Below are 16,349 nucleotides of genomic sequence, written 5' to 3'. Positions count from 1 at the left end.
ATGATTATGATTGATTATTTATTAAGTGGATTTGGTGCGGCCTTCAGTATGTCCGTATTCCCAATATTAGTGTTTGGTGTCCTTGGTGGTGTTATCTTAGGTGCGCTTCCTGGTTTAACCGCGACAATGGGGGTGGCTATTTTACTCCCTTTCACCTTCGGCATGGAGCCAACACCAGCTCTAGTGATGTTAATCGGTGTTTATATCGGTGGCATTTATGGTGGCTCAGTGGCTGCAATTTTACTTAAAACGCCAGGTACCCCAGCTTCTGCTGCATCAGTATTGGATGGTCATACGATGGCCATTAAAGGCTTTGCAGCAAGAGCGCTAAGTGTTGCCGCCGTTGCTTCGTTTATTGGCGGGTTAATTAGTACTGTTGTGCTGATTGCAATTGCGCCTATCTTGGCGGACTTTGCCCTTCGATTTAATGCACCGGAATACTTTGCTCTCGCGATATTTGGCTTAACGATTATTGCCAGTGTTTCAGCTAAAAGCATTATGAAGGGACTGCTAGCAGGTACTATTGGCTTATTGGTTGCGATGGTAGGCTTAGATCCGATCACCAGTGTTCCACGCTTTACTTTTGGGATTATGGATTTATATAGTGGTATTAACATTATTCCTGTTTTAATTGGCTTATTTGCAATTTCAGAAGCATTAAATCAACTGGAAAAACTCTCCAAGAATAAACAAGAAGTAACGCCTAAATTTAACTATAAATTATTAAGCTTTTTGGACTTTAAAAAGATTTTACCAACGACGATTAAAAGCGGGTTAATTGGCACATCAATCGGTTCAGTCCCTGGTGCAGGGGCCGATATATCAGCCTTTGTTTGTTATAACGAAGCAAAACGGGTGGCGGCAAAACCAGAGGAGTTTGGTAACGGCTCAATTTGTGGTTTGGCTGCTGCTGAATCAGGAAACAATGGGGTAACAGGTGGTTCATTAGTTCCTTTATTAACATTAGGCGTTCCTGGTGATGCTGTTTCAGCCGTGTTATTAGGCGCACTAATTGTACAAGGGCTAACCCCTGGTCCACTTCTGTTTACCCAAAATCCGGAAATTGTTTACGGTATTTTTAGTTCAATGATTGTTGCAAATATTGTGATGTTAATTATTGGCCTAATTGGTATACGCTTCTTCTGTCGCATTATCGAAGTACCTAAAATGTTGATGATCCCAATCATTATTTTCCTATCAATTATTGGTGCTTATGCAATTAATAACTCTATGTTTGATGTAGGTATTGCAATCTCCTTTGGTTTATTAGGGTTTATTTTAAATAAATTAGAGATCCCTTCATCGCCAATTTTATTAGCGATTATTCTAGGCCCAATGGCAGAGACAAACCTCAGAAAGTCATTAATGATGTATGAAGGTAGTTGGTCATTCCTCTATGATCGCCCTATTGCATTGGCCTTTATCCTGCTAGCTGCTTTCTCTGTATATTCAACCATGAAATTTAAAAAGCGAGAAAAAGAGCGAGAAGGAAAAAAATAATAACTTATAAAATAGATACTTAAGCGTTTTTATCTCGCTTAAGTATCACCCTCAAACCTACAAACTTATATACCCATCAGCAATCTTGTAGTATTGTATTATTAATTAGTGTTATCTATAACTGTCTCTCAACATAATATTGTGAATATTAATAAGGGTTACTATGTCTTCTACTTTTACCACCATATCAGGCTCATCTCGAAGTTTGCATGTGCAGGCAGCTCGCTCTTTAGCACGCAGTATCATCACAGGGGATTTACCGCAGGGAAAAATCATTCCAAACGAAATGGCACTATGTGTGCAATTTGGTATCAGTCGTACTGCATTACGAGAAGCAATAAAACTACTCACTTCAAAAGGTCTACTTCGATCTAAGCCTAAACTCGGCACCACGGTAATCGAGCAAGCCAACTGGAATTTTCTTGATCCACAATTACTTGATTGGATGGATGGTCTTCAACAGTCTGAATGCTTTTATCAACAGTTTCTCGGTCTGCGTAAAGCGATCGAACCAGCAGCTTGCGCTTTAGCGGCCATCAATGCAACAGCACAACAGCGTATTGAGTTATCAAACACTTTTCAAAAAATGGAAGAAATAGCGAAAAATTTTGATCAACAGCGCTGGGAAGAAGTTGATATGGACTTTCATCGTTTAATTTTCTTATCAACAGGCAATGATTTTTACCTACCTTTTGCCAATGTATTAGCAACCATCTTTAAAAGTTTTATTAACCACTCTTCACAAGAGGGTGGCGCCTGTATCGAAGAGCACCGTGATATCTATTTAGCCATAATGGCAGGTAAAGCAGAAAAAGCACGTAATGCTTCTCGTTTCTTATTAGTAGAAGAGAAGCACCGACTGCCTCATTAAACTCTTAAATTTTTATAGCGAATAAGTGAAGGTTCGCTTAGGTATTGCCCAAAGCTTGCCGAACATTATTACTTATCGAGGGACACGATTTCAATATAATCATATTTAACCTCAATTCTGGTTAATGGACGCGTTATGGCGTTTAATATCATGATATTGCTACTTTTATAATTCAGTGCCGTTAGTTTTGCGTAGTTCAAGGCAAATTATCGTCGCAATAGCTGGTTATTGGTAGATGATTTAACGCTGAAATTCGCGGAAATAGCAGTATTGAATCGCTTTGCTTATCCAGATCTCGGGTTGCTTAGCACAATTTATCATTAACCAGCTCTTTGATTAAATTGGCTAAAAACTCAATTTTGGCATTAGATAACTGACGATAATCGAAGTATGGACAAACAATCAATCGCTTAGAAACGTCAATAGCAAAGTGCTCATCTAACCAAGTCAATGAGGTTTGTAATTGACCACTTTCAATAAGCGTTTTAGCATAGGTTTTACCACTGATAATATGAATACAGTTATGCTCTCCAGTTCGGAGGTCGGTTATTTTTGGTGCGCTAAATAGTAATGCCGTCGCACTACCCTGTTGCAATAAATACTGGTCGCGATATTTCTGCCAAGTTGAAGCGCGTTGCATAAATGAAAAGCACTGCGGGTCTAACGCATATAATAATTTACTATAAACGTTAAATACTTTCCGCCACCCGTTACCACAGCACTGACCAATATGAGCGATCTCTTGCGCAGCTAAAGTCTGCATACTCTGTAAATTATCATATTCTGAAAGCGCTGGTTTATTAGCAATATACACCGCAAACTTAAACGCACTACAACCAAAACCGACATTAGTAGGCTTCACTTTTTGAATCATATTGTTATCTCCCTTATAAATACCTTAGCTCCTTGCTTGCATTACATTGATACTCATTCTGCTGCGAATATTGCATGACACGCGTTTTTAAGTACTGTCTAAATTCAAAAAATAGAGGCTCAGACAAACTTGGAAAAGCCATCACATCTAACTGATGTGGCTGTGCTTGCTGAGCATATGAGGGGTGAATATACGAAAAACCACTTTCGACAAAGTCTAAACGCTGGTAAAAGCGCACTCTTTTAATCGACGTTTTATCAATCGCAGGGTCCACCTCTAAAATAATGGTTGTTTCAATCTCCTCTTTTAATTGCGTCAGCACAAAACTGCCAACCTGTTTTCCTCTTGCAGATGGCAACAACGCCAAATGTTCGATATAAAAAAAGTGCTCACTATGCCATGCCATTATAAAACCGAGAAACTCTCCAGCTTGGTTTTTAATCACAATAAAGTGATAGTCTTTATCACTCAAAGCATCAATCTGATCCACTTTTAATCGTCGCTCAAATTCAGGAAAGCTCATTTGGTAAAGTGCGAAAGCAATTTCAAAAGAGGGATCTGTAGGGTGCTCAATGCGCTGAAAAATCAACATGCTATTTACTCATAATTTATACGTATAATGGTGTATCGAATAAACACTATGCGCTAAATCAAATCTTAATAACAATTAAGATTAGCTAATAAATAACGCAATTATTTATGCTGGAAATATGTAATCTTATGCATAATGAGCAATGCAACAGTAATATATTCATCGTTTTCTACATTTAATCAGCTATCAATAGCAGAATGAATTACATAACTTAACTTAACTATTACTCAGTATTAGCACTAACTAAAAAATATGATTGCTATTGATCTGACTATAAATAAACTTTTGTGTACAACTTCTACTCTCTCATTTTATACAATTAGTATACACTCACTGTTTATCACTCTGAAAAAGCCATTATGATTAATCCATTATTATCCTATTTCCCTCCCAGCTTGCGCTTTATGCTTCTCTCCGCTTTTGCATTCTCATTAATGACAGCCTGCGTAAAATTAGTGAATACTCACCACATTCCCGTTTTTGAAATAGTGGCAGCACGTGGATTGGTGTCTTTAATCATTAGTTATGTCGATATAAAAAGAAAAAAAATTGCAGTCTGGGGCAATAATAGGAAGTTGCTTGTCGCCCGTGGTGTGATGGGAACATTCGCATTAATTTGTGTTTATTATGCCGTAACAACCCTGCCACTCGCAGAGGCAACCTTGTTGCAGTACACCTATCCTGTATTTACTGCTTTATTGGCCTTCTTGTTCCTCAAAGAAAAGATTCAACGCTCAACAATATTATGCATTCTGCTCAGTTTACTTGGTTTATTGGTGATGGTGATGCCGAATTTATCAATAACAGAGGCAGGTAGCGAAGTAGTGATGCCTTGGCTAAGCATCTTTGTTGCCCTGTTTGGTGCCTTAGGTAGCGCCATCGCATATGTGATAGTTAAACGTTTAAGCCAAACTGAAGACAGTTCGGTAATTATCTTTTACTTTCCTTTAATTGCATTACCACTGTCATTAATATTATTAGGTAATGACTTTGTTATGCCCAATACAGAGGCATTAGTTTTACTCTTATTTGTAGGGATTTTTACACAGGTTGGTCAAGTTGGCCTGACTAAAGCGATGCAAAGCGAAGTAGCGAGTAAAGTGAGTGCGTTCTCATATATCCAAGTCGTATTTTCAATCATATTAGGTTTCCTAATATTTAGCGAAATTCCGTCACTTTGGACATTATCTGGTGGCGGATTAATTATTTTAGGGGCATTAGTGAATGTATTTGCTAAAAAGCATTAAAGGCGAAAATATAATAAGAGTATATGACTAAAGCTCAGTTTTTATTGTTAACGCAGTCCACGACTGTCAGTGGTAGTCGTAAACTGTTATACCAATGGAATTTAGAAAGTGCTCCCGTATTGCTTAGGATAAGTTAAAACGACCAAGACGTGAGATGAAGAAGTTAAATATTATCTCTTCAAGACTCACAACACAGATAGCGTAAATCTTAACTAACCTCATTTCTGGTTAATTGAAGCGTTATGGCCTTTAAAATCATGATGTGGCTACTTTTATAATAAAGTGCCGTTAGTTTTGCGTAGTTCAAGGCAAACTATCGTCGCAATAACAGGTTATTAGTAGATGCTTAACGCCGAAACTCGCGCAAACAGCGGTATTGTATCGCTTTGTTTAGCCAGAACTGAGGTTAACTAACAAGACTGGTTAGCTTTTGAATTTAGCCGCCGTTTTAGTGCTTAAAAATTTTCTCCACTTTATCTTTTTAATACTTTTTAGTAATGTAATACATACTTTTTTTATTAGGGAGTATATATTGCAATATCAATCTCATGGTAAGTTCACGATTTGGCGCCATAAAAATATCTTGTTGGCAGAGCTGATTGGTAGTTGGAATGAACAATCTGCACTACAGTTTGAAGCTGCATTTAAAAAAATTGCAATTACGATGCCAAAACCGTGGGCACATATTGTTTACTTAAATGATTGGGAGCTCTGCGTCCCTGAAATGTATAGTATCATCGAGCGCCTTGTTGCTTGGTGTATTGATAATGGCTTAGTAAAGGCTGCTAATATCTATGCCACCTCTGCCATAAAAAGTGAAATATTAAATAAGATGATTGTCAGTAAGCAAGGCGACTTCGAGCGAGCAGTGTTCGACAGTGAACGAGATGCAAAGTTGTGGCTAGATGATGCTGGGTTTGCTATCCCTGAAGAAGCAACAATCCGTTATTTAAAGGCCTCTTATTAATCACATTTCCGGCTAATAATAGCTATTATTGCGCGGAAAAATACTTGTTTTTTATCTTCTGTAATTTCCCAGATTTATCTAATTCAACAAGCGCATTGCCAATTTTTCTGGAAAGATTAATATCCTTTTGTTGCAGCGATAATCCCAAATAAAGCTTCACATTATAATCTGGCTGAAAAGTTGCCTTCTTTAACTTTCCCCATAATTTTTGTTTGGTTATTTCATAGTCAACTTGGCAGTCTGTACCAATAAACAGATCTAAACGCCCTTTTTCAGCCATTTTCAATAATTGTGACTCAGTCACCACACCATGACGCTCAATAGCAGGGTCTGAATTAAAAGGCTCAAAATAGGCTGAATTGAGAACATAACCTATTTTATATTTGTAAAGGTCTTGATAGGTTAAGATATCTTGCTTAAGTGACTTTTGTATATAAAAGGCAGGCTGACAGGTAAAATAAGGAAAAACGACGTAATGAATATATGTCGCTCTGTCTCTGGTATAAGCAAGCCCTGTCATCAAATCAACTTGATTATGCTCTATCTTTTTCAAAGCACGCGACCAAGGTGTACGTTTGACACTAAACTGTAGATCTGTAATGTCAGAAATAGCGTCTAATAAGTCTATATCGAAGCCAGTAAATGTTTTATCTTGTTGGTAGATTCTAAACGGAGGCCATTCATCGGTAGCAACGGTGACGGTTTGAGCATGACGTTTTTGTTGTTTACTGTCCTGAGCATAACTCACTGAACAGATAAACAACAATAATATAAGTGGATAAAACATCACGCCTCCAAGGGTCTGTTGATACTTCGAGTTTTTTAAAAATTTTGTTGGCAATTTGTAACAATTGACTCCGTTCATCGCAAGCAATACAAAATGAAGACCGATTTTGCTACTTATATCACGACAGGCCTCATGCCATTTGAATATTCCACCTTAATAGACAAAAACGCAGTTAAAATGGACAACAAATTTAAACGGAAAATATCAGTAGATTCTAGCTTGATATGATACATAACATTCTTTCTAAAAGAGTATAGGTCATAAATAGAGGCGATTAATCGTTAATTAAATGACTCAGAATAACTTCTTACCCGCGAGTAGAGTTATCATACTTAGCCTATCCGCTTCAAAGAAAGCCTAACTCACTGCAACACTTCATACTTAGAGTTCACTACAAGGCCAATTACGGTGTAATAATGAAAAGAATATATACATTAGACAGTTTAAAGTTAATTGCGATTTGCGCCGTTTTTATTATCCATTTTGGCATATTTCACCTATTTCAAAATGTAGCGCAAAATAGCCTGTATTTAAGCTTCAATATTTTAGCGCGTTTTGCTGTTCCTGTTTTCTTTGTCGTGGCAGGCTACCTGTTTTACCAACGTTTACAACACAAGCCCTTGTGGGCTTATAGCAAAGCATATCTACTAAAAATATTTCTGATGTACCTCTCTTGGACCTTTATTTATCATTTAGTGATGGGACTGGCAGTGGGTGTCTGGAATCCAATTAACATCGGTTCCCTAGTTTATTACGGCACAGCAGGATTTGAAATTTTATGGTTTTTGCCCGCGCTTTTTTACGCAATATTTCTCCTTGCGGTTGCCCACAAGTTAAACAAAACCGGTACGCTATTTATTATCGCAACTCTACTCCACTTATTCGGGTTGAGTAATCAGTCCTATCAACCGTTATTGCCTGAATCGTTACAGTTTGTTGAGACCAACTTTCGAGACTCATTATTTTTTGCACTTTTTTATGTCTGTTTAGGGTATCAATTGCTTAAACAGGGCTACATTCAAACCTTATTAAGTTTCTCTAAGAAACCAATGGTTTGGTTACTGCTAAGCATCGGAACGGCAACTTTAATGGTTTGTGAAGGGCTATTTTTGATACAGAAATTATCAGGCCCTATTGGTGAATACTACCTATTTACGCCTTTTTTAACCGTTGCAATGTTAATGGTCGCTTTGACAATTAAAAGTCGTCACCAGCCCTCCGTGTTTTCAAAACTGGGTAGCTACAGCGGTGATATCTATTTAAATCATGGTGTATTACTGTTTTTATATTTCACTTTATTGGCCTATCTTGGTTATCGCTCCACACCTGGTAATATTTCAGAGGTGACAAATAGTGTGCTCCATCAATTACTACTTGTTCCGATGATGCTCAGTATTAACTTCGCATTATATTTTTCAATAAAAAAAGCGGTTAGCTCACTCAGTTGCGCGACTAACCTCGCTCGTTATAAAGAGTTAGCGATGTTTACTGGGGGTTACTGGCTGGTATTTTTTATTGCCCAAACAGCACAACAAGCGCCTTTAATGGATAGTCACTCACTGCTTGTTGTTTTTATAGCAGTCACTGTTTTTGTGCTTAGCTTTGTCGTCTTAACGAAACTTATCAACACAACCTTAGCGACACCTATTAATAATAAAACCAGTGTAATGTTAGCTTGCTTACTGTCGCTATTTTGGTTGAGCTTGGCAAAGCTTGAGGTGTTAGATTGGCTGGCAAATCGATCTCAGCAACAGGAGATAGCAATTATTAACTATTTAACCAGCCCCTTTGCCTGCTTTACAATTTTTTACCTGCTGATTAGCGTGGGCACTATATTGGTTTTGCCTGTGTTAGAAAAACGCATCACAGGGGGGTAAGACTTTAAGGCTTTAAGGCTTTAAGGCTAGAGGGCTAGAAGCTGAAAAGCTGGAAAGCTGGAAAGCTGGAAAGCTGCAAAGCTGCAAAGCTGCAAAGCTGAAAAGCTGGAAGCTGGAAGCTGGAAAGCTGGAAGGTTGTAAGTTACTTACTTCAATCGTTTAAGCGCACACTTACAAAGCCCTTTTTTAAGGGCGGGACAACTTTTACAGGGTTTGCTTTTTATTGGTGTTTGCAAAGAGGCGATTTCAAGTGAGGGGTGGCCGCTTTTTAATAATTTTTTAAGGCTAACCACTTTTTTCTTTGATTTGCCTTTTTTATCTTTTTTTAGTGGCTTTACAATACCCATGCTACTTACCCATTATTAATACTTATTTAATAATGTAGCACACCCTCAAATAAAAACAATTATCAATTGCATTATCATCAAGCAGATATTCAAACTATTTTTCCACCACTTTATAAGCACATCGCCTCGCACCTTCAACAATATGGTCTTCGCGAGTAACCGTTGCTAAATCTTCAAACAACAACTGAAAAATGTTCAGTTCAGAACGACAAAAACTCAGGCATTCCGTGGCAGCCGCACAAATAGGACAATGATTTTCAAATAACCAATAACAACCCTGCTGTACTTCAAAGCTCGCCATATAACCTTCTTCGCTACGTAACTTTACTAGGGCTTGAAGTCGTTCATCAATGGTCGGTAATGGTAAGACCGCCTGTTGATATAACGCCAGTGTCTGTTTTTCACGCTGGTTAATCAATTTATCTAAACCTTGCTCGCCAAACACTTCTCGAACAGAAATAATCAACTGTACACTCAGCTCTTCATGTCGGTTTTCAAAATGATCATTGGCTTTTTCAGTTAACTGCCAGAATCGAGTAGGTCGTCCACGCAAGGCTTTTTGGTCAAAAAAAGCGAGTTCCCCCGATTCTTCTAATGACTGTAGATGTTGACGAACCCCCATGGTAGTCATCTTCAATTTTTCAGATAACTGCTTGGCGGTCATTTCACCCTGCTCTTTTAATAACTGAAGAATTTTTTCAGCACTTTTTTCATTTTTATTCATCGCTCTATTATTACCAAACCCAAAATTAAGTAAAGTTTTTTCTTTACTTAATTAAATAAAGCGTTTACTTTACTTAATAACAAAGCAGACAACAGAACAATCAATAGGAAAGTAATATGAAATTATTAATTATCAGTGGTAGCCACCGAAAAGACTCTCAAACAGCAAAAGTGGCAAACTATATCAATAGCCAGAAAAGTAGCTTCACAAAGAGTGATCATATTGATTTATGTGAATTAGATTTACCCTTTTGGGATGCGAGTTCAGACTATAAAAGTAGCAATGAGGCGTGGTTAGGTTTATCAGAAAAAATGCACCAAGCCGATGCCTTTATCTTGATGACACCAGAATGGGCAGGAACTGCTTCACCATTAATTAAGAACTTATTATTGATGAGCGAATTAGCAGATACGGCGCATAAACCGGTTATGTTAGTGGGCACCAGTAGTGGTATTAACGGTGCTTATCCCGTTGCTGAATTACGCATGAATGGATTAAAAAACACTAAGTTAATTGCCGTTCCTGATTATTTAATCGTGAGAAATGTCGACCAAGTATTAAATGAAAATAGCGCAGTGACAGAGCATGATATTAGTATGCGTAAGCGCATTGATTACAGCTTAATGATGTTAAATGAATACGCACAAGCGATGCGCCCTATCCGTGAAGGTTTCTTTAAGCAAGAGAAATCATTACAACAACGTTATGCTTTTGGCATGTAAGTAAACAAGTAATAAGGATATAAAAAATGATTAGATTAGAACATATCAATATAGTGATCGCAGACATCCCCACCAGCCTTAAATTTTACAAGGCAGCTTTCCCTGAATGGAAAGTGAGAGATTCAGGACAAAGTGAATGGTTTGGCGTAACGCGTAATTGGTGCCATTTTGGAGATGATACCAGTTACCTTACTTTTAACGATGATGCCGATAGCGCACCAAGAGATCATCACGGCCATCAAGCAGGTATATCGCATCTTGGTTTTGAAAGCAGTGATATAGAAGCGCTACAAGTTCGCTTAGCCGAGGCAGGCTTTAAACCGCATTCATTTGGTAACGACAATCCCTATCGTCATAACGTTTATTATTATGATCCCGATGGCATTGAAGTCGAATTTGTGCAGTATTTCAGTGACGATATTAGTAAAAGAAATTCAACGGTTTAGAAAAAAACGTGGTAGCTCAGAATAAGTACTGGTCATCCCCTTTTCGTCTCAATCACCACTGTTGAGGCGAAAATAAGTAAAAATCTATCAAGTATTACCCCTCAGATTAAATATATCCTCACTACTCACTAACGCACTAATATGTTCGTCACTCTCAATTTTATACTGCTTAATAATAATGTTACGCTTTATTCTTTTATCCATAAACTCAGGGGAACTTTAATGCGCATTACTTTATTGATTTTTCTATTCGCCAATACGCTAATCATAAATCCCGCTTTTGCAGACCAAGAAGAAGAAAAAAAGCTCGCTCTCATGCTACTCCATCAAGCAACCAATGCTTATGGGGAGAAGCATGATATATGTAATGAAAATAAGAAACGTAACCAACTGTCTTCGGACACACTCAAACAGTTAAAAGAGATACAAATAGAATCATTACGTAAAGGGCTTATGTATCTCAGTGAAAAAGCTTTTAACCAATGTGTACAACCAGAGCGAGGGCTCCTTGCTGAACGATTGTTACATATTCAATCATGGCCAGAGGATAAACAAACAGCTTTTGATAGGATAATGTTGCTGACTATGGACTCAACGCGAAAGCTAATCTTTGATATTTCCGCAGTTAATACTGAAGTTCTTTTTTATCAGCTACCGAAGGCTGAACAGGATAAGTTACTGGCAATACAAGCAATGCAAACACCTTTTGATCCTATGCTTGTTTGGGGTTTAATGGTGCCAATAAATGATGAGTAGGAAATAATTTTCTTTAAAGCGTGAAAGGCCAAGTCAATAACATTGATTCGGCCTTTCACTTATAATAAGTGAATAAAATTAAAGAATCGCTTGTACCTCTTTTTTCAGGCAATCAGACCAAACACCCACTTGTACTTGACCGATATGTTGCTTTTGTAGCAATAACATTGCAAGACGAGATTGGCCAATACCACCACCAATCGTTTGTGGTAGTTTTGAGTCAATTAGCATTTTGTGCCAATCAAGCTCAAGGCGATCTTCATCACCAGTGATTTTAAGCTGTTTTTGCAGCGCTTCTGGGCTAACACGAATACCCATTGAAGAGATTTCAAATACATCCTCAAGAACTGGGTTCCATACTAAAATATCACCGTTTAAGCCTGCGTATTTATCACAGGTTTGTGTCGACCAATCATCATAATCTGGTGCACGTACATCATGGATATCACCGTGAGAAAGTTGACCACCGATACCGATTAAGAATACTGAGCCAAACTCTTTAACCGCTTCTCGCTCACGTGCTTTACCGTCTAAATCTGGGTATTTTTTCACTAAATCTTCTGAATAAACAAAAGTAATATCATCTGCTAGGAAAGGTTTTAATCCGTATAGCGCATCAAGTTGTAACTCTGTTGCTTTAATCGCACTGTAAAGTGTCGTTACCGTTGATTTTAAGAAATCTAACGAACGTTCAGTACTTTCACAAATCACTTTTTCCCAGTCCCACTGATCAACAAAAATTGAGTGAATTGGGCTTAATTTCTCTTCATCAGGGCGCAATGCTTTCATGTGCGTGTATAGACCTTGGCCTACTGCAAAACCGTATTCACCTAACGTTTTACGTTTCCATTTTGCGAGTGAATGCACCACTTCAAAGTCTTGATCTGCTGTTGGCAGTGATTTAACTTTTACTGACACCGCTTTTTCGTGACCACTTAGGTTATCTTGGATACCATCACCGACCTTCGCTAAAATTGGAGCTTGAACTTCAATCAGCCCTAATTTTTCTTCTAACTGTGCTGAAAAGAGTTGCTTTGCTTTACTAATTTGTTGCTGGCTTAAAATGTACTCTGCGCTCATTGGATCATTCCCTGTAAGTTATTTAATTTAAAATCTGAAAGTATATTCATGCATTTAACCAGTAATTACAATAACCCATACCAAAAATAGCTTTACACAAAAACAAACCGCAATAAAATACATAAATTAATAAAGATTCGATAATATCAAGGGTAATATATGAGCAGTAATTATGAGATCGATAATCTCGATAAAAGCATTTTGGCAGCCTTAACCGAAAATGCACGTATCGCTTACGCTGAATTAGCTAAACAGTTCGCTGTTAGTGCAGGAACAATCCATGTTCGAATAGAAAAAATGAAGCAGGCAGGTATTATCGAAGGTACTAAAGTCGTCCTGAACGAAAAAGCGTTAGGTTATGATGTTTGCTGCTTTATCGGTATTAACCTTAAACATGCAAAAGATTACTCTGATACCATTGAAAAGTTACAGGCGCTTGATGAAGTGGTAGAGGCCTACTACACCACAGGTAATTACAGTATTTTTATTAAGTTAATGACTCGTTCAATTGATCACTTACAAATGACGCTTATTAATAAAGTACAAGCGATAGAAGCCATTCAATCTACCGAGACATTAATCTCGCTACAAAACCCTATCAATCGTGATGTGTTGCCATAGAGGTGCAGGTTTAGCTATCAGCTATTATCAATAGTAAAAAAATAATTAATGCCGAAGCAAGATTAAATGCAACGGTCTGGATACTTATACCAAACCCACTAAATAACAGATCAATCTTACTGGTTAAAAGTAAGCTATTTCAGCGTTAAAAATTTCGTAAAGGGAACAGCCATTTGCATCAATTTTCGCCTTTAACTAACTCCTTTTCCTGCGTAATATTTGATCACTATATTAGCGGAATTGATATTACCCACGCTTAGTCGCCCGATATGCAGAGGGGCTTTGTCCCACCAGCGCTTTGAATCGTCGACTAAAGTTGGCTAAGTCCTTAAAGCCCACCTGTAAAGCGACATCATTAATCGACCAATTTTGAGACTCTAAACTTTGCTTTGCCCGCTCAATACGCAACGCTTGTAGATGTTGCATCGGGCTTTTCCCTAACCATTGGTTAGTTAATCGATATAGGTGTGCTGGTGAGCAAAATATCAATGCGGCCATCTGCTCAACATTCCAATTTTTATGTAGCTGTTGGCTGAGCAGGTAGGTGAAGTGTTGCAGGCGCATCTGCACCGCTGAAACTTGTGCTTTACGATGCAGGCTTTGCTCAACGATATGCTGTAATTGGTCTACCAGCATTTTTTCTAATAACGGATCATCAAATTGACTGTATTGTGTATTAAGCAGTAGCGATTCAATATTATGGCGTAATACGCCAGCGTAATTCGTTGCTTGTAAATAAACCCCACTTTTTTTCAATGATGGCCACTTTAATTTTGGATCTAACATCACCCATGCAATTGACCAGTGATCGCAGTTCAAATCAAAACCATTCATCTGCCCTGCAGGGACAATAATCAATGATCCCGCTTCAAGGTGAAAACTTTCATCTGGCGTATTGAGTATGCCTGCACCATGTGTGGTAAATAGCATCATATGAAAATCAGGGTTTTGTCGATAGAAGCTAAACTTCTCGACTGCATCGCAATAGCCAACCTGTATATAACCTAATGTTGCTAAGGTAGGCTGATCTCCTTTATCCAACATCTGTTGCTTACAGCGGTTAGATATTTCACACAACTCAGGCCACTCTTTCATTGTTGCTCCTCAACATTGTTTACTTTGCCAGCAATAAAAGTAACAAGCTATATTTTCTATACACTTTGTTACTTTTTTAACCATGATAGTTTAAGACAAATAGTTACAATACCACAACAAGTTTTATTTAAGAATAAGCATACAATGATCTTAAATATTAAAAGTAATTTCTTCACCCCTTCCCCCTAAAATAGAGTGAGTGATATATGGAAAAATGGTTAGCATCAACAGGAAAACCTTTCTGGTCTAAATTCTTTAATTTGGCACTGCCAGTATCCCTGCAATCGATGATGTTTGCAGCCCTTGGTATGTTTGATGTAATGATGGTTGCCACTCTTGGTGAAGCGGAAATTGCAGCCGTAGGTTTAGGTGGCAAAGTGTTCTTTTTTAATCTGCTCGCCGTTTTTGGTATTTCCGGCGCCATTAATATTTTAGGCGCGCAATATTTCGGTGCTGGTGAAAATAAAGGCATACGTAAAATATTGATTCAATCTATCACTTGGGCATTTATCATTAATGCAGGGTTTGCGCTATTTTACACCCTTAATCCGAGCTTTTTTGTCACGCTTTCTAGCCAAGATCCACAGTTAATTGAACTGGGGGCAACTTATTTACAAATAACCGGGTGGACCATACTAGTCACTGCAATCATTGTTCCTTTGGAATCAGCGTTACGAGTGAGTAATGATGTGATGGCCCCGACTGTGATAGGCATCCTAGCGATTATTATCAACGCTTCATTAAATGTGGTGTTAATTTTTGGTGTTGGACCTATCGATCCAATGGGCGTTGCTGGGGCTGCATGGGCGACTGTCATTGGGCGCATGAGTCAGTTGCTTTTCATGATGCTGTATATTAAGTATAAACAGCCGATGCTAATACCAACCTTAGCAGATATAAAAGGATCCTTACTACGAAGTGAAATGTTTAAATTTATTCGCTTTATCGCTCCTATTTTATTTCAACACGCGGGGTGGGCATTGGGTATTTTAACCTATAGCTTAATTATTGCAGCAATGGGCACACAGGCATTAGCCATTCACTCATTAATTGCGCCCATTGAAGGTATGTTTCTATCCGCTTTCTTTGGGTTAAGTAGTGCCTGTGGCATTATGGTCGGCAATGAATTAGGTGCAAATAAATTTGAACGTGCTTGGTATCAGTCATGGACAGCGGTTTATACGGGTGTATTGCTAGCACTTTCAACCGCAGGGTTATTGGCATTAAATCAACATCATTTACTAAGTTACTTGCAACAACATGAGTTTCAAAACAGCGAAATGATCGTCAATGTGTCACTGGTTCTCGCGCTTGGCCTGGCTTTAAAAGTACATAATATGATGGGTATTAATGGCGTATTAAAAAGTGGTGGCGATGTAAAATACTCCGCTTTTATCGACCTGTTTGGGTTGTGGGCTGTCGGTATACCCGCAGTGATGGTAGCCGCCTTAGTATGGCAATGGCCACTGCACTGGGTATTATTAATGATGCTTTCCGAGGAGATAGTAAAAGCGATATTAACCATTCAGCGTATGCTCAAGAAGCGCTGGTTAACCAATTTGGTGGTCAATTAACGTTTGCTAGATTTCCCGAGCTTAGTTGTTAAGTTCGGGAAATCTAGCAGTAACAAAGTAAAAGAAAATAACTTGGCAGGCCGATGGCAAAAAGAGCTACGATATTGAAAAGCGCTTATTAATTGAAACAGAAAAAGATTGCCCTCATGCCTCAGCCATAGCAATGAGTATTAACTCGAAAAAAGGTTACTTGAACAATTATTTGAATTATTAGAATAAGCTGAAAAACGGCCACCTAAAACCTATTTAAATCAACGCACTGATAAATA

General features: G+C 38.1%; 16 protein-coding genes. 10 read left to right on the top strand and 6 right to left on the bottom strand.

Annotation, left to right across the window (positions count from 1 at the left end):
• Positions 1–6 precede the first annotated feature (6 nt).
• Together CW745_RS00145 and CW745_RS00140 are read left to right on the top strand one after the other, a co-directional pair.
• Positions 7–1,500 carry a tripartite tricarboxylate transporter permease gene (locus tag CW745_RS00145; RefSeq protein WP_101106369.1) on the top strand — a complete coding sequence of 498 codons (1,494 nt, stop codon included), beginning with the start codon at positions 7–9 and terminating at the stop codon, positions 1,498–1,500.
• Positions 1,501–1,663: 163 nt separating this feature from the next.
• Positions 1,664–2,371: a FadR/GntR family transcriptional regulator gene (locus tag CW745_RS00140; RefSeq protein ID WP_101106368.1), complete on the top strand. Its 708-nt coding sequence runs from the start codon at positions 1,664–1,666 to the stop codon at positions 2,369–2,371.
• 304 nt (positions 2,372–2,675) lie between these two features.
• Here the strand turns inward: CW745_RS00140 and CW745_RS00135 are convergent, their stop codons facing one another.
• A complete protein-coding gene (locus tag CW745_RS00135; RefSeq protein WP_101106367.1) occupies positions 2,676–3,245 on the bottom strand; it encodes a hypothetical protein in 570 nt (189 codons plus the stop codon).
• A gap of 13 nt (positions 3,246–3,258) precedes the next feature.
• Positions 3,259–3,837 (bottom strand): GNAT family N-acetyltransferase, encoded by a 579-nt coding sequence (locus CW745_RS00130; RefSeq protein ID WP_101106366.1) that lies wholly within the window; start codon positions 3,835–3,837, stop codon positions 3,259–3,261.
• 359 nt (positions 3,838–4,196) lie between these two features.
• Here CW745_RS00130 and CW745_RS00125 point away from each other — a divergent pair, with 359 nt between their 5' ends.
• Both CW745_RS00125 and CW745_RS00120 read left to right on the top strand, forming a co-directional pair.
• Positions 4,197–5,084: a DMT family transporter gene (locus tag CW745_RS00125; protein ID WP_238596635.1), complete on the top strand. Its 888-nt coding sequence runs from the start codon at positions 4,197–4,199 to the stop codon at positions 5,082–5,084.
• A gap of 532 nt (positions 5,085–5,616) precedes the next feature.
• On the top strand, positions 5,617–6,051 hold the full coding sequence (locus tag CW745_RS00120) for a hypothetical protein (RefSeq protein ID WP_101106365.1): 435 nt from the start codon (positions 5,617–5,619) through the stop codon (positions 6,049–6,051).
• 25 nt (positions 6,052–6,076) lie between these two features.
• Here CW745_RS00120 and CW745_RS00115 read toward each other — a convergent pair whose 3' ends face one another.
• Entirely contained in the window at positions 6,077–6,838 is a 762-nt protein-coding gene (locus tag CW745_RS00115) for a transporter substrate-binding domain-containing protein (RefSeq protein WP_193755496.1), read from the bottom strand.
• 416 nt (positions 6,839–7,254) lie between these two features.
• Here CW745_RS00115 and CW745_RS00110 point away from each other — a divergent pair, with 416 nt between their 5' ends.
• A complete protein-coding gene (locus CW745_RS00110) occupies positions 7,255–8,715 on the top strand; it encodes an acyltransferase (RefSeq protein ID WP_101106363.1) in 1,461 nt (486 codons plus the stop codon).
• 441 nt (positions 8,716–9,156) lie between these two features.
• On the opposite strand, the gene CW745_RS00100 is transcribed toward CW745_RS00110, so the two are convergent.
• Positions 9,157–9,786 carry a metalloregulator ArsR/SmtB family transcription factor gene (locus CW745_RS00100; RefSeq protein WP_101106361.1) on the bottom strand — a complete coding sequence of 210 codons (630 nt, stop codon included), beginning with the start codon at positions 9,784–9,786 and terminating at the stop codon, positions 9,157–9,159.
• 116 nt (positions 9,787–9,902) lie between these two features.
• Between CW745_RS00100 and CW745_RS00095 the strand changes: the two genes are divergently transcribed.
• From CW745_RS00095 to CW745_RS00085, 3 genes are all read left to right on the top strand, one after another.
• The gene (locus CW745_RS00095; protein WP_101106360.1) at positions 9,903–10,508 is read left to right on the top strand and encodes an NAD(P)H-dependent oxidoreductase; all 606 of its coding nucleotides are present in this window, start codon (positions 9,903–9,905) and stop codon (positions 10,506–10,508) included.
• A gap of 26 nt (positions 10,509–10,534) precedes the next feature.
• Entirely contained in the window at positions 10,535–10,954 is a 420-nt protein-coding gene (locus CW745_RS00090; RefSeq protein ID WP_101106359.1) for a VOC family protein, read from the top strand.
• Between the two features lie 222 nt (positions 10,955–11,176).
• Positions 11,177–11,710, top strand: a complete 534-nt coding sequence (locus CW745_RS00085; protein ID WP_101106358.1) for a hypothetical protein — start codon at positions 11,177–11,179, stop codon at positions 11,708–11,710.
• 78 nt (positions 11,711–11,788) lie between these two features.
• On the opposite strand, the gene asnA is transcribed toward CW745_RS00085, so the two are convergent.
• On the bottom strand, positions 11,789–12,790 hold the full coding sequence (gene asnA / locus CW745_RS00080) for an aspartate--ammonia ligase (RefSeq protein WP_101106357.1): 1,002 nt from the start codon (positions 12,788–12,790) through the stop codon (positions 11,789–11,791).
• Positions 12,791–12,949: 159 nt separating this feature from the next.
• Here asnA and asnC point away from each other — a divergent pair, with 159 nt between their 5' ends.
• Positions 12,950–13,411, top strand: a complete 462-nt coding sequence (gene asnC / locus CW745_RS00075; RefSeq protein WP_101106356.1) for a transcriptional regulator AsnC — start codon at positions 12,950–12,952, stop codon at positions 13,409–13,411.
• 246 nt (positions 13,412–13,657) lie between these two features.
• Here the strand turns inward: asnC and CW745_RS00070 are convergent, their stop codons facing one another.
• Entirely contained in the window at positions 13,658–14,506 is an 849-nt protein-coding gene (locus CW745_RS00070) for an AraC family transcriptional regulator (protein WP_101106355.1), read from the bottom strand.
• 206 nt (positions 14,507–14,712) lie between these two features.
• Here CW745_RS00070 and CW745_RS00065 point away from each other — a divergent pair, with 206 nt between their 5' ends.
• Entirely contained in the window at positions 14,713–16,080 is a 1,368-nt protein-coding gene (locus CW745_RS00065; protein ID WP_101106354.1) for an MATE family efflux transporter, read from the top strand.
• Positions 16,081–16,349: the final 269 nt, after the last annotated feature.

The sequence above is a fragment of the Psychromonas sp. psych-6C06 genome, from assembly GCF_002835465.1.
GTDB lineage: Bacteria > Pseudomonadota > Gammaproteobacteria > Enterobacterales > Psychromonadaceae > Psychromonas.
This window is presented reverse-complemented; position numbering and strand designations above follow the sequence as displayed.